Consider the following 13922-nt stretch of genomic DNA (forward strand, 5'->3'; position numbering starts at 1 on the left):
GCCCTCAGAGTCCTTCCGCCAGACGGCGCTTGTGGTGGCGCGTGCGCATCCAGATGGCCGCGATGACCATCACCCAGCCCGCCGCCAGCATGAAGTAGGAGAGATTGACCGCCCACGGCCCAACTGCACCCTGACGCGAGATCAGGATCAGAACGGCCGCGCCGACGACCATGGCCAGGCCGCCCGCGCGCAGCGGACGCCCGACGTTGCGCAGTTCCTTGCGGTAGGCTGCGCGGCCCTCTTCGGTGTTCAGATCCGGCGGCGACATCAGGCCGGCGCCTTCTCGACCGGCGCGGGGTCGCTGTTCGGCAGCTTCTTGATCGGCTTGGCGGCCGAGCCGTCATACAGCGTCGCATCGAGCAGAGTCTTCGGCCCGCCTTCCGGCGCTGCATTGGTGCGACCGATGTAGGAACCCGGCTCGGGCGTCTTGCCGGCGGCGAAGTCGTCGATGATCTGGCCGATCGTCTCGGGCGTCAGGTCCTCGAAATAATAGTCGTTGATCTGGGCCATCGGCGCGTTGGAGCAGGCGCCCAGGCACTCGACCTCCTGCCAGGTGAAGCGGCCGTCTGCGGACAGATGATCCTTGGGGCCGATCTTCTCTTTGCAGACGCGCATCAGCTCATTGGCGCCGCGCAGCATGCACGGCGTGGTGCCGCACACCTGGATCAGCGCCGTCTTGCCGACCGGCTCAAGCATGAACATGGTGTAGAAGGTCGCGACCTCCAGCACCCGGATGTAGGCCATATCCAGCAGTTCGGCGATCGCGCGGATGGCGGGTTCGGACACCCAGCCTTCCTGCTTTTGCACCAGCCACAGGATCGGGAGAACCGCCGACTGACGACGCCCTTCCGGATACTTCTTAATCCACCATTCGGCCTTGGCCGTCGTATCGGCCGAGAAGGCGAACGAGGCCGGCTGTTCCTTGGCGAGACGACGAACGCTCATCGGTCCACTTCTCCGAAAACGATGTCGAGCGAGCCCAGGATGGCGGACACGTCGGCCAGCTGGTGGCCGCGGTTCATCCAGTCCATCGCCTGCAGCGAGCGGAAGCCCGGCGCCGAGATCTTCACGCGATAGGGTTTGTTGGTACCGTCCGACACCAGATAGATGCCGAACTCGCCCTTGGGCGCCTCGACCGCGGCATAGACCTCGCCCTCAGGCGTCTTGAAGCCTTCGGTGTAGAGCTTGAAGTGGTGGATCAGCGACTCCATCGAGCGCTTCATCTCGCCACGGCGCGGCGGGACGATCTTGTTGTCCTCGACCATCACCGGCTCGCCGGGGCAGTTGCGCAGCTTGTGGATGCACTGCTCCATGATCCGCACCGACTGCTTCATCTCCTCGATGCGCACCAGATAGCGGTCCCAGCAGTCGCCGTTCTTGCCGACGACCACGTCGAAGTCGAGCTCGGCATAGCACTCATAGGGCTGCGACTTGCGCAGGTCCCAGGCGATGTTCGAGCCGCGCAGCATCACGCCGCTGAAGCCCCATTCCAGGGCTTCCTGCTTGGACACCACGCCGATGTCGACGTTGCGCTGTTTGAAGATGCGGTTCTCGGTGACCAGGCTTTCGATGTCTTTCAGCGCCGGCGGGAACTCGTGGCACCAGCGGCCGATGTCGTCGATCAAGTCCATCGGCAGGTCTTGGTGGACGCCGCCGGGACGGAAATAGTTGGCGTGCAGACGGGCGCCGCAAGCGCGCTCGTAGAACACCATCAGCTTTTCGCGTTCCTCAAAGCCCCAGAGCGGCGGCGTCAGGGCGCCGACGTCCATGGCCTGGGTCGTCACGTTCAGCATGTGCGACAGGATGCGGCCGATCTCCGAGTACAGGACGCGGATCAGCTGCGCCCGGTACGGAACCTCGATGCCCAGCAGCTTCTCGATGGCCAGGCAGAAGGCGTGCTCCTGGTTCATCGGCGAGACGTAGTCCAACCGGTCCAGATACGGCACGTTCTGAAGGTAGGTGCGGGCCTCCATCAGCTTTTCGGTGCCGCGGTGCAGCAGGCCGATGTGCGGATCGACGCGCTCGACGATCTCGCCGTCCAGCTCCAGCACCAGGCGCAGCACGCCGTGTGCGGCCGGGTGTTGCGGGCCGAAGTTGATGGTGAACTTGCGGTCTTCCATCTCGCGCGCATGGGCGGTGCGCGTGTCGAGATCGTCCTCGAACACATCGACGCCCAGCGGCGGCAGAGTGGGGTTTCCGTCAGCCATTACGCCTGGCCTCCCGCCTTCTCGTCGCCGGGCAGGACCGGCGCGGGGTATTCGGCGCCCTCCCAGGGCGACAGGAAATCGAAGGTGCGGAACTCTTGGGTCAGCTTGACCGGCTCATAGACCACGCGGCGCTGTTCCTCGTCATAGCGGACCTCGACATAGCCCGTCATCGGGAAGTCCTTGCGCAGCGGATGGCCTTCGAAACCATAGTCCGTCAGCAGGCGACGCATGTCCGGGTGCCCCGAGAACAGCATGCCGTACATGTCGTAGGCTTCACGCTCGAACCAGTTGGCGGCCGGATAGGCCGAGATGACCGAAGGCACCGGCTGGGTCTCGTCGGTCGAGACCTTGACCCGCAGGCGCGCGTTCCGCGTCATCGACAGCAGGTGATAGACCACCTCGAACCGCTCCTTGCGATCCGGATAGTCCACGCCGCACAGGTCGAGCAGCTGCTGGAAGCCGAATTGATCGCGCAGGGTCGTCAGCACCTCGACGATCCGCTCGCGCGGCGCGACCAGCGTCAGTTCGCCGAACGCGACCTGGGCCTCGACGCTCAGCGCGCCGACCATCTCGGCGCCCAGCGGCGTCAGGGCCGCTTCGTGTTGCGCTTGAACAGCCAGAGAGGTCATCGGTCGATGGTCCCCGTGCGACGGATCTTCTTCTGCAGTTGCAGCAGGCCGTAAAGCAGCGCCTCGGCCGTCGGCGGGCAGCCGGGCACATAGACGTCCACCGGCACAACGCGGTCGCAACCGCGAACGACGCTGTAACTATAGTGGTAGTAGCCGCCGCCGTTGGCGCAGCTGCCCATCGACACGACATAGCGCGGATCGGGCATTTGGTCGTAGACCTTGCGGATGGCCGGGGCCATCTTGTTGGTCAGGGTGCCGGCGACGATCATCAGGTCCGACTGGCGCGGGCTGGCGCGCGGCGCCATGCCGAAGCGTTCGACGTCGAAGCGCGGCATCGACATCTGGATCATCTCGACCGCGCAGCAGGCCAGGCCGAACGTCATCCACATTAGCGAGCCCGTGCGGGCCCAGTTGATGACGTCGTCGGCAGCGGCGACCAGATAGCCGCGCTCGCCGAGCTCCATGTTCACGGCCTCGAAGAACTTGTCGTGGACCTTGGGGTCATAACCCTCGACGGTCGAACGCGCGCCGGCGCCGGCCGGCACCAGCGGCGCGCCCGATGCGGACACCAGGCCCGCGGGCTTGGAAGCGGCGACTACTCCCATTCCAGGGCTCCCTTCTTCCATTCGTAGATGAAGCCGATGGTCAGCACGCCCAGGAAGACCATCATCGACCAGAAGGCGAAGACCATGCCGGCGTGCGACAGATCGAACATCGACACCGCCCACGGGAACAGGAAGGCGACTTCCAGGTCGAAGATGATGAACAGGATCGACACCAGATAGAAGCGGATGTCGAACTTCATCCGGGCATCGTCGAAGGCGTTGAAGCCGCACTCATAGGCCGACAGCTTCTCGCTATCGGGGCTCTTCGGCGCCAGCAGCAGCGGCAGGACGATGAAAAGAAAGCCGATGAAGGCGGCTACGCCGGCGAAGACCAGGACCGGAAGATATTCTAGAAGGAATGCGTTCATTCGAAGAACCTCGTCCGCCGGGGAGAGGCGGGATTCGGCGCTTCTTAGACCCAAGACCGCCGCCGTTCAAACCCCTGCGACCATTGGATTTTCATTGAGAATGGCTCGCAACTTTGCGCGCCATATGTCGCAGGGCCGACGCTTGCGCGTCGCAGGGCTGCAAAGGCCTATTGGCGGGCCGATCGCGTAACCGAAAGTCATCCGAATGAGCCTAGCCAGCCGCGCCCTGAACGCTGTCGAGCGGATCGGCAATCGACTGCCCGATCCCGTCTTCCTGTTCCTGTGGCTGATCGGCGGTCTGATCGTGCTCAGCATGGTCGGCGCCGGCCTGGGCTGGTCGGCCGTCAATCCGGTCACCGGCGATCAACTGGTCGCCAAGAGCCTGCTGTCGGCCGAGAATCTGGAACAGTTGATCATCGGCATGCCGCGCACCCTGGCGGACTTCCCGCCTCTCGGCATCGTCATCACCATCATATATGGCGCTTCGGTCGCCGAACGCACCGGGATGTTCGCGACCGCCATTCGCGGCGCCCTGCTGAACGCCCCGCGTTCCATACTGACACCCGTCGTCGTGATCACCGGCATGGTGTCCCACCACGCGTCGGACGCCTCCTATGTCGTGGTCATCCCGCTGGCGGCCGTCATCTTCGCCGCTGCGGGCCGCCATCCGCTGGCGGGTCTGGCCGCGGGCTTCGCCGCCGTGTCGGGCGGATACGCCGGCAACCTGTTTCCCGGCGCCAGCGACGCCCTGATCCTGGGCATCACCGAGCCGGCCGCCCGCCTGATCGATCCGTCCTATTCCGTGAACATCGCGGGCAACTGGTTCTTTATCGTCGGCGTCGTCTTCGTCTTCACCCCCATCGTCTGGTTTCTGACCGACCGGGTGATCGAGCCGCGCCTCGGCGTCTGGAAGCCGTCAGAGGGGGTCGCCGCCCCGAACGCTTCGGAAAAACAGCCCCTGACCGCCTCCGAGAAGCGCGGCCTGAAGTTCGCCGGCCTGGCGCTTCTGGGCATGATCGCGCTCTGGGCCCTGCTGACCTTCATACCGGGCTCGCCGTTCGTCGATCCCGAAGTGGACCCGGAGCAGAAGTTCAATCCGCTCTACAAGTCCCTGGTCGCCTTCTTCGCCATCACCTTCTTCGTCACCGGCGGGGCATACGGCGCCGGAGCCGGCACGATCCAGTCGCACCGCGACATGGTCACGATGATGCGCGACGGCATCGCCCAGTTGGCGCCCTATATCGTGCTGGCCTTTTTCGCCGCGCACTTCGTGGCCATGTTCAACTGGTCGGGGCTGGGGCCGATCCTGGCGGTCAATGCGGCGGCGGGTCTCAAGACCCTGGCCCTACCCGCCCCTCTGCTATTGATCTGCGTGGTCTTCGTCTCGTGCTTCTTCGACCTGTTCATCGGCTCGGCCTCGGCCAAGTGGTCGGCCCTGGCGCCCATCGTGGTGCCGATGTTCATGCTGCTGGGCATTTCACCAGAGATGACGACCGCCGCCTATCGCATGGGGGATTCCGTCACCAACATCGCCACGCCGTTGATGAGCTACTTCCCGCTGATCCTGACCTTCGCCCAGCGCTGGGATCCGCGATTCGGCCTCGGATCCCTGATGGCGACGATGCTCCCCTATGCCGGGGCCTTCCTGGTCGCCGGTCTGGCCATGGTCGCGGCCTGGGTCGCCTTCGACCTGCCGCTGGGGCCGGGCGTCGGCGTCCATTACGAGCCGCCGCCTCCCGCCGTGGCGGCCCATGAGCCTGCGGACGGCGGCGTAGCGGGCCCGCACAGCCCGCCCCAGGCGGCGATCGTCACACCGTCCACAGCCCCGTCGCGTTGAGGGGCGCGTTTCTCCGAAAAGGTCGCTTGACGCGATGTGTCAGCCCGCCTAAACGACGCCCCTCGCCGGGGCGCACAGCCGCTTCGGCCGGGAACGCGGGTGTAGCTCAGTTGGTTAGAGTGCCGGCCTGTCACGCCGGAGGTCGCGGGTTCGAGCCCCGTCACTCGCGCCACTCTTTCTAGAAATAGAAGAGTGGCGCACACCGCCTTCCCAAAAAGCTTTCGAAACAGCTCAAAAGTTTCGACCTGATACGCGGGTGTAGCTCAGTTGGTTAGAGTGCCGGCCTGTCACGCCGGAGGTCGCGGGTTCGAGCCCCGTCACTCGCGCCACTTCTTTTCAAGACATCGATAAAAGAAGTGGCGCGCTCCCGTTTTCGCAAGACGCGCCATTCGAACGGATCAAAGCCCTGGCCGCCTCAGTGCAGCGGCAGTGCCATATCCGGGTTCACGAACGCCGCTTCGCCCGTCAGCTCGCCATAGACCATGCAAAGGTCTTCGAAGACGCGATTCCAGGCGAATTGGTTGACCGCCTTTTCGCGCGCCGCTCGACCGATCGCTTCGATATCGCGCGCGAACAGGGCCTCAACCGCCTGGGCGTAATCGTCGGCGTCCGCGCTGGCGGCCAGTTGCCCCACGCTCTCGTCGACCGTCTCGGCGACGCCGCCCGCATTGACCCCGACCACGGGCCGTCCGCAGGCCATGGCCTCCAGCACGATCAGCCCGAACGGCTCCTTGTCATTGGCGTGTACGAAGGCGTCGCAGCTGGCGATGATCTTTGCTACCGCCTTGGGATCGCTTTCATAAGGCATGGAGATGACGCGATCTTCCTCGGGCATCCCCGCCCCTGCGCCGACCAGAACCAGATGATAGGGCGCACCCAGCTTCTGGACCGCCTCGATCAGCACGTCGACGTTCTTCTCCTTGGCCGGACGACCGGCGAAGCACAGCAGGCGCGCGTCCTCGCCCAGACCCAGCTGTTTCAGCAGCCACTGCCGGTCACGACGGTCCGGACGGAAGGTGTCGATCTCCACGCCGAGAGGCCGGATGACGATGTTGTTCACACCGGCCTCTTCCAGGCGCCGCGCGATAAAGCGACTGGGCGACACAACCCGGTCGAACTGTGAAAACAGCTTCGCCCAGCGCTTCTCCACCGGCTTTTTGGCCCACTCGCCGAAATGCAGCGCCGCCAGCCCGGCCGGATCAGAGTGGCAGAAACCGACGACCGGGCATCCGACCCGCTGACCGGCCTCCAAAGCCCCCTGCCCCGGTGTGTAAGGATCTCCGGCCTCGATGATCGACGGCTTCATGGCCGCCACCCAGGCGCTCCAGCGCTTCACCGAACTGGGCCAGCGATAGCCGTCGCCGAACGGCAGCTTGGTCGCCCGCAGCTGCACGATGCCGTCGGCTCTCGCCTTGTGACGCGCGCCGGGCACGATCAGCGAGTGACTGATCCCCGGCCGATTGGCCTCGATCCACGCCTTCTTGGACAGGATATAGCGCTTCACCCCGCCCGAGCGCGGCGCATAAAGCATCGTGGTGTCCACCAGCCGGGGCCGCTCGTCCATCGCCGCCGCCTTTAAGGCCCGCAGCGTATCGGCGACTTCCACGTCCAGCCCCGGAATCAGTCGGAGTTCGCTTTCCTGGACGTCGAGGTCTGTCATGCTCATGGAGTGTTCTCGCCTGGTCTGGGCTGTCGAACGCCGGAGGGGTTCGATGGATGCGTCCACGGGACGCGGCCTTTAGGACCGTTCGACGCCCGTAGACCCGGGCGCGGCAAAGCTCAAGTGCGCGCCGTCGCGATTTCCTCCGCATTCGGTCTCTGAGGCATCCACGAGCGAACGCGGGTCGACTTACAGGATCGCCTCAGGACCACCACGGCCTTGCATTCGCCTCAAATTCGATAAACTTGGAACGCTGGCGCGGACCCTGCTAAGGGGTCTCCCGTAACGTGACGCGTGACCACCAGGGGTTTCTACCGAATGCGTATTTTGCTCGCGACCGCCGTGGCGATCGCTCCCTTGATGGTCGCCACCGGATCCCAGGCAGAGATCGTCATCTCGAACGCCCGGACCACGCCGATCCAGACGTCCAATGCGACGGGCACGGCCGCCGACAGCATCCGCATCGCCAGCGGCGGCAGCGTCGCCGTCGCCTCGGGCGCGGCGGTGACCCTGAACAGCAACAACACGGTCGATCTGGACAGCGGCGGCTCCATCACGATGGACAAGTCGGCCGACGGCTCGACGGGTCTTCTGGTCAATGGCGGCAACAGCGGTTCGGTGATCGTCGGCGGTTCCATCACCGTCAACGACACGCTGGAAGCTGCCGACATCAAGGACACCGACGGCGACGGCGATCTTGACGGCCCGTTCGCCACCGGAACCGGCCGCTACGGCGTGCGGGTCACCGGCGCCTCGCCCTTCACCGGCAACATCCTGGTCGAGGGCACGGGCGCGATCGCGGTCGAGGGCAACAATTCCTACGGTCTGTCCGTCGAATCCGCCCTGAACGGCAAGCTCCAGAGCCTGGGCACGGTCCGTGTGACCGGCAACGACAGCGCCGCCATCCGCACCACAGGACCGATTTCCGGCAATGTCGATCTCGCCGGCTCCATCTCGGCGCTGGGCGCCAATGCAACGGGCGTTTCCATCGAAGGCGATGTCGGCGGGGCGCTCAAGATCCATTCCTCCGTGGTGGCCACCGGCTATCGCTACACCACCCCGCCGCCCGCGCGTCCGACGACCGGCACCTTCGACAACGCGACGACTCTGTTCCTCGACGAACTCGATGCAGACGATCTGCTGCAAGGTGGACCGGCCGTGCGCGTCGGCGCCAATGTCGCCGGCGGCGTGCTGCTGGACAAGGCGCTCGCCTATTCCGAGGCCGGGATCGAGGGCGACGACGATAAGGACGGCGTCAAGAACGGCGACGAGGACGATGACGGCGACGGCGTCAAGAACCGTGATGACTCTGATCGCGACGGCGACGGCATTCCCGACGCCAGCGAGACAGCCGCCTCCATCACGTCGCTGGGCGGCGCGCCTGCGCTGCTGATCGGCTCGACGACGAACACCGTGACCCTCGGCGCTGTCGGAACAGGCGATGCGGCCTATGGTCTGATCAACCGCGGCACCATTGTCGGCTCCGGCCTCTATTCCGGCGTGGAGTCGCGCGCCGTGCAACTCGGCGTGACCGGCGGCCAGGCCGTCAACGTTGTCGGCGGCGTGCGCAACGAGGGCGGCATCTCATCGACCGCCGTCGACGCCAACGCCACAGGTCTCTGGATCGGCTCGGGCGTGACCGCTCCGACGATCAACAACTCGGGCGCCATTCAGGCCGTCGCTTCGGGCAAGCAGACCCAGAGCGCGACCGGCATTCTGATTGGTGCAGGCGCCAACGTCAGCTCCCTGACCAACACGGGCAATCTCGTCGCCTCTTTCGGCGGCAATCAGGGTTCGGCCACCGTTATTCGTGACCAGTCCGGCAGCCTGACCCAGCTGAACAACGCCGGTTCGATCATCGGCTCGCTCACCCCTAACACCGACGATACAAATCCTGTCACCGGCAAGGTGACCGCCATCGACGTCTCGGCCAACACGACCGGCGTCACCCTGCGGCAGTACGGCATTCCCGCCGCTGCCGACAGCACGGCGACGGATACGGACAAGGACGGTGTGCCGGACGCGAACGAACCGGCTATCGTCGGCGCGATCAAGCTGGGCTCGGGCGCCGACACGCTCAATATCGAAAACGGCGTCGTCAACGGCGACATCGATTTCGGCGCCGGCGCCGACCGGCTGAACATCAGCGGCGGCGGGGTTGTGACCGGCGCCATCGCCAACAGTGACGGTTTGCTGGACATCAATGTATCTAAGGGCACCCTGGCCGCGACCCAGACCGGCGCCACGGCGATCTCCAACCTGAACATCGGCGCCGAGGGGACATTGCTGGTCAATCTTGACCCCGCCAACGACCGCGCCGGCGGCTTCAACGTCAGCGGCAATGCGACCCTGGCGACAGGCTCCACCCTGGGCGTCCGCTTCTCGTCGCTGATCGATCAGCCCGAACGGTTCAACGTCATCACGGCCGGCACGCTGAATGTCGGCCAAATCAATCAGACCCTGCTGTCGGACAACTCGCCGTATCTGTACGTCGTGCAAGGCGGCGTGGCCGGCAACACCGTCTACGTCGACGCGCGTCGCCGCACGGCTTCCGAGGCCGGTCTGATCCCGGTCGAGGCGTCCGCCTACGACGCCGTCTATGGCGCGCTGGGATCCAATGAAGCCCTGCGCAACCTGTTCCTGTCGCAGACGTCGCGCGACGGCTTCATCGACGCCTACGAGCAGATGCTGCCCGACCACTCCGGCGGGCCGCTGATGTCGCTGTCGGCCGGCGTCGATGCGGTCACCCGCGCGCTGACCGGCCGCAACGCCGCCGCTGCGCCGGGTGAAACCAGCGCCTGGGTCCAGGAGATCAACTTCTACGCCGACAAGGATAAGACCGACTCCTACGGTTTCCGCTCGGAAGGCTTCGGCGTCGCCGGTGGCGTCGAAAAGGGCACCAGCCTAGGCGCCGTCGGCATCTCGGCCGCCTTCACCTCGTCCGACATCAAGGATCCCGAGGCCGAGGCCGAAGAGGTCCTGTCCGCGAACCTGCTGGAACTGGGCCTCTACTGGCGCGCTCAGGGTCAGTACTGGACGACCTGGGCCCGTGCGGCGGGGGGCTACGCCTCCTTCAGCGCCGATCGCTCGCTGGTCGCCACCGGCGTCTATCTGAACAACAAGTCCGACTGGCATGGCTGGACGGCGGCGGTCGCCGGCGGCGCCTCGTATGAGCGCAACTTCGGCCGTCTGAACATCCGCCCCGAAATCTACGGCGAGTATTTCAGCCTGTCGGAAGGCTCGCGCAGCGAGAAGGGCGGCGGCGACGGCTTCGATCTCGACATCGATTCGCGCGACAGCCACATCTTCTCGGCGGTGGCGGCGATGAACGTCGGCTACGGCTTCGGCCGCAACGGCTGGATCCGTCCGGAACTGCGCGTCGGCTATCGTCAGAACATCTCGGTCGACGCCGGCGAAACCATCGCCCGCTTCGCCAGCGGCGGCCCGGACTTCATCCTGTCGCCGGACGCCATCGAAGGCGGCGGGCCGATCCTGGGCTTCCGCCTGAACTTCGGCAACGAACTGGGCATGCTGTCGCTGACCGGCGACGCCGAGCTGCTGGAAGACTACGTCCGCTACTCGCTGCTGCTGCGGGCCAGCTTCCGCTTCTGATCGCAGCCCGATCCAGACAAACGAAAGGCCGCCGGAGCGATCCGGCGGCCTTTTTGTTTGGTAGGCGGCGACGGGTTCGAACCGCCGACCCTCTCGGTGTAAACGAGATGCTCTGACCAGCTGAGCTAGCCGCCCCCAAGGGCAGAGACGGGCTTATGCCCGTCGCGCCTCAACCGTTCAAGGCGCTTTTCAAACCTTCGCCCGGGCGAAAGCGCGCGGTGCGCGAGGCCGGGCGCGCGACCGCCGCACCGGTCTGCGGATTGCGCGCGACGCCGGCCTTGCGATCCACGGCGACGAAACTGCCGAAACCGATCAGCTTCACATCCGCGCCCCGCGTCAGCGACTCGGTCACGCCGTCCGTAAACGCCTCCAGCGCCGTCTTCGCCTGGTCGCGGCTGATGTTCGCCGCGCTGGCCATCCGGCCGATCAGTTCCGCCTTGGTCATTCGTCCCCTCCAGAACGAATCACTAAAGGACAGATCGGCGGTTGCGTCAAAAACGAAAACGCCGCCGGTGGGATCACCGGCGGCGCTCGCTGTTCAACTCGGCGTTAGTGGCTGACTGCCGCCGCCGGTCCTTCCGGAGCCGCGACCGGGGCCGGCAGCGGTTCGGCCGCCTCGTCCCACTCCACCGGCGTCAGGGTGCCGACAAGCGCCCACTTCAGCGCCTCGTCCGCCGTGGAGATCGGCACGATCTCCAGCGCCGACTTCACATTGTCCGGCACGTCGGCGAGATCCTTCTCGTTCTCCTGCGGGATCAGCACCGTCTTGACGCCGGAGCGCAGGGCCGCGAGCAGCTTCTCCTTCAGACCGCCGATAGCAGTGACCCGGCCGCGCAGGGTGATCTCGCCGGTCATGGCGATATCCTTGCGGATCGGAATGCCGGTGAGAACCGAGACCATCGCCACGGTCATGGCCACGCCGGCGGACGGGCCATCCTTGGGCGTCGCGCCGTCCGGCACGTGGACGTGGATGTCGGTCTTCTCGAACACCGGGGGCTTGACGCCGAAGGCCAGGGCGCGCGACCGCACATAGGACGCCGCAGCCGAGATCGACTCCTTCATCACGTCCTTCAGATTGCCGGTCACGGTCATGCGCCCGCGACCCGGCATCTTGATCGCCTCGATGGTCAGGATGTCGCCGCCGAACTCGGTCCAGGCCAGACCGGTGACGATGCCGACCTGATCCTCCTCATCCGTCTCGCCGTAGCGGAACTTCTTCACCCCCGCATAGTCGGACAGCTTAGCCTCATCGACCGTGATCGACTTGGCGCCCGTCTTGGCCATCTCGCGCACGGCCTTGCGCGCCAGACCGCCCAACGCCCGCTCCAGTGAGCGCACGCCAGCCTCGCGGGTGTAATAGCGGATCAGGTCGCGGATCGTGTCTTCCGGCACGATCAGTTCGCCGTCCTTCAGGCCGTGGTCCGCCAACTGCTTGGGCAGGACGTGGCGCTTGGCGATCTCGACCTTCTCATCCTCGGTATAGCCCGAGACCCGGATGATCTCCATCCGGTCCATCAGCGGCTGCGGCATGTTCAGGCTGTTCGCGGTCGTCACGAACATCACCTGGGACAGGTCGTAGTCCACCTCCAGATAGTGGTCGCCAAAGGTCGAGTTCTGGGCCGGATCCAGCACCTCCAGCAGGGCCGACGACGGATCGCCGCGCCAGTCCGATCCCAGCTTGTCGATCTCGTCCAGCAGGACGAAGGCGTTGGTCGTCTTGGCCTTCTTCATCGACTGAATGATCTTGCCGGGCATGGAGCCGATATAGGTCCGGCGGTGGCCGCGGATCTCGCTCTCGTCGCGCACGCCGCCCAGCGACATGCGGACGTATTCACGCCCCGTCGCCTTGGCGATGGATTTGGCCAGCGAGGTCTTGCCGACGCCAGGAGGGCCGACCAGGCACAGGATCGGGCCTTTCAGGCTGCCGGTGCGGGCCTGGACCGCCAGATACTCGATGATCCGCTCCTTGACCTTCTCCAGACCGAAGTGATCCTCTTCCAGGATGTCCTCGGCCTTGACCAGGTCGATCGGCTTCTGCTTGGCCTTGCCCCACGGCACGGACAGCAGCCAGTCGAGATAGTTGCGCACGACGGTCGATTCCGCCGACATGGGGCTCATGTTGCGCAGCTTTTTGACCTCGGCCTCGGCCTTGGTCCGCGCTTCCTTGGACAGGCGCGTCTTACGAATGCGCTTCTCCAGGTCCATGATCTCGTCGCGCGCGTCGTCGGTCTCGCCCAGCTCGCGCTGGATCGCCTTCATCTGCTCGTTCAGATAATACTCGCGCTGGGTCTTCTCCATCTGGCGCTTCACGCGCGAGCGGATCTTCTTCTCGACCTGAAGGACCGAAATCTCGCCTTCCATCAGCCCATAGACCTTCTCCAGCCGCTTGGGCACATCGAAGGTTTCCAGCAGGCCCTGCTTGTCGGCGATCTTGACCGACAGATGAGCGGCGACCGAGTCCGCCAGCTTGGAGGCGTCGGTGATTTGGGGGATGGAGCTAAGGGCCTCGGGCGGGACCTTCTTGTTCAGCTTCACATAGTTTTCGAACTGCTCGACCACGGCGCGCAGCATGGCCTCGGCTTGCGAGGCATCGCCGGCTTCGTCCTCGATCTCGACGGCCTCGGCCTCGAAATACTCCTCACGGTCGGTGAAGCGGGTCAGGCGTGCACGACCCTTACCCTCGACCAGCACCTTGACCGTGCCGTCGGGCAGTTTCAGCAGTTGCAGCACCGAGGCCAGCACGCCGACGGGATAGATGGCGTCCGGCGACGGATCGTCGTCGACGCTGTTCTTCTGGGTCGCCAGCAGGATCTGCTTTTCGCCCTTCATGATCTCGTCCAGCGCCTTCACCGACTTCTCGCGTCCGACGAAGAGCGGCACGACCATGTGCGGGAAGACGACGATGTCTCTCAGCGGCAGGACGGGCAGGATTTTTGGTTCAGTCATGATGCGTACTCCTGGGCCATTGATCATCTCCGGCCCGCCGCCAGGGTCCGCCGGGCAA

Annotated in this window: 11 protein-coding genes and 3 tRNA genes; 4 read left to right on the plus strand and 10 right to left on the minus strand. The window is 65.3% G+C overall.

What is annotated here, in order from left to right; genetic code table 11:
• Positions 1-4: 4 nt before the first annotated feature.
• The 6 genes from VH88_RS10610 to VH88_RS10635 form a co-directional block, all read right to left on the minus strand.
• The gene (locus VH88_RS10610; protein WP_017503994.1) at positions 5-268 is read right to left on the minus strand and encodes a hypothetical protein; all 264 of its coding nucleotides are present in this window, start codon (positions 266-268) and stop codon (positions 5-7) included.
• Positions 268-945 (minus strand): NADH-quinone oxidoreductase subunit NuoE, encoded by a 678-nt coding sequence (gene nuoE, locus VH88_RS10615; protein ID WP_045811227.1) that lies wholly within the window; start codon positions 943-945, stop codon positions 268-270. Before nuoE ends, VH88_RS10610 begins: the two co-directional genes overlap by 1 nt.
• On the minus strand, positions 942-2120 hold the full coding sequence (locus tag VH88_RS10620; RefSeq protein ID WP_156146807.1) for an NADH-quinone oxidoreductase subunit D: 1179 nt from the start codon (positions 2118-2120) through the stop codon (positions 942-944). The genes nuoE and VH88_RS10620 overlap by 4 nt, the downstream gene beginning before the upstream one ends.
• Positions 2121-2206: 86 nt before the next feature.
• Positions 2207-2836 carry an NADH-quinone oxidoreductase subunit C gene (locus tag VH88_RS10625; protein WP_045811228.1) on the minus strand — a complete coding sequence of 210 codons (630 nt, stop codon included), beginning with the start codon at positions 2834-2836 and terminating at the stop codon, positions 2207-2209.
• A complete protein-coding gene (locus tag VH88_RS10630) occupies positions 2833-3462 on the minus strand; it encodes an NADH-quinone oxidoreductase subunit B family protein (protein WP_087119131.1) in 630 nt (209 codons plus the stop codon). Before VH88_RS10630 ends, VH88_RS10625 begins: the two co-directional genes overlap by 4 nt.
• Complete coding sequence (locus VH88_RS10635) at positions 3432-3809, minus strand: NADH-quinone oxidoreductase subunit A (protein ID WP_045811229.1); 378 nt, start codon at positions 3807-3809, stop codon at positions 3432-3434. Before VH88_RS10635 ends, VH88_RS10630 begins: the two co-directional genes overlap by 31 nt.
• A gap of 205 nt (positions 3810-4014) precedes the next feature.
• Here VH88_RS10635 and VH88_RS10640 point away from each other — a divergent pair, with 205 nt between their 5' ends.
• The 3 genes from VH88_RS10640 (at position 4015) to VH88_RS10650 (ending at position 5975) form a co-directional block, all read left to right on the plus strand.
• Positions 4015-5646, plus strand: coding sequence for an AbgT family transporter (locus VH88_RS10640; RefSeq protein WP_045811230.1), 1632 nt, complete (start codon positions 4015-4017; stop codon positions 5644-5646).
• Positions 5647-5741: 95 nt separating this feature from the next.
• Positions 5742-5818 (plus strand) — tRNA-Asp (locus tag VH88_RS10645).
• Between the two features lie 80 nt (positions 5819-5898).
• A tRNA-Asp gene (locus VH88_RS10650) sits at positions 5899-5975 on the plus strand.
• Between the two features lie 86 nt (positions 5976-6061).
• On the opposite strand, the gene VH88_RS10655 is transcribed toward VH88_RS10650, so the two are convergent.
• Positions 6062-7312 (minus strand): glycosyltransferase, encoded by a 1251-nt coding sequence (locus tag VH88_RS10655; RefSeq protein ID WP_082064460.1) that lies wholly within the window; start codon positions 7310-7312, stop codon positions 6062-6064.
• A gap of 312 nt (positions 7313-7624) precedes the next feature.
• On the opposite strand from VH88_RS10655, the gene VH88_RS10660 reads away from it, so the two are divergent.
• Complete coding sequence (locus VH88_RS10660) at positions 7625-10918, plus strand: autotransporter outer membrane beta-barrel domain-containing protein (RefSeq protein ID WP_045811231.1); 3294 nt, start codon at positions 7625-7627, stop codon at positions 10916-10918.
• Between the two features lie 58 nt (positions 10919-10976).
• On the opposite strand, the gene VH88_RS10665 is transcribed toward VH88_RS10660, so the two are convergent.
• The 3 genes from VH88_RS10665 to lon all read right to left on the minus strand — a co-directional run bounded on the left by VH88_RS10665 (position 10977) and on the right by lon (position 13864).
• Positions 10977-11053, minus strand: a tRNA-Val gene (locus tag VH88_RS10665).
• Between the two features lie 34 nt (positions 11054-11087).
• Complete coding sequence (locus VH88_RS10670) at positions 11088-11363, minus strand: HU family DNA-binding protein (RefSeq protein WP_017504003.1); 276 nt, start codon at positions 11361-11363, stop codon at positions 11088-11090.
• A 104-nt stretch (positions 11364-11467) separates the two neighbouring features.
• Positions 11468-13864, minus strand: coding sequence for an endopeptidase La (lon, locus tag VH88_RS10675; protein WP_045811232.1), 2397 nt, complete (start codon positions 13862-13864; stop codon positions 11468-11470).
• Positions 13865-13922 lie beyond the last annotated feature (58 nt).

This window comes from Brevundimonas sp. KM4, assembly GCF_000964075.1.
In the GTDB taxonomy this organism is placed as follows: Bacteria; Pseudomonadota; Alphaproteobacteria; order Caulobacterales; family Caulobacteraceae; genus Brevundimonas; species Brevundimonas huaxiensis.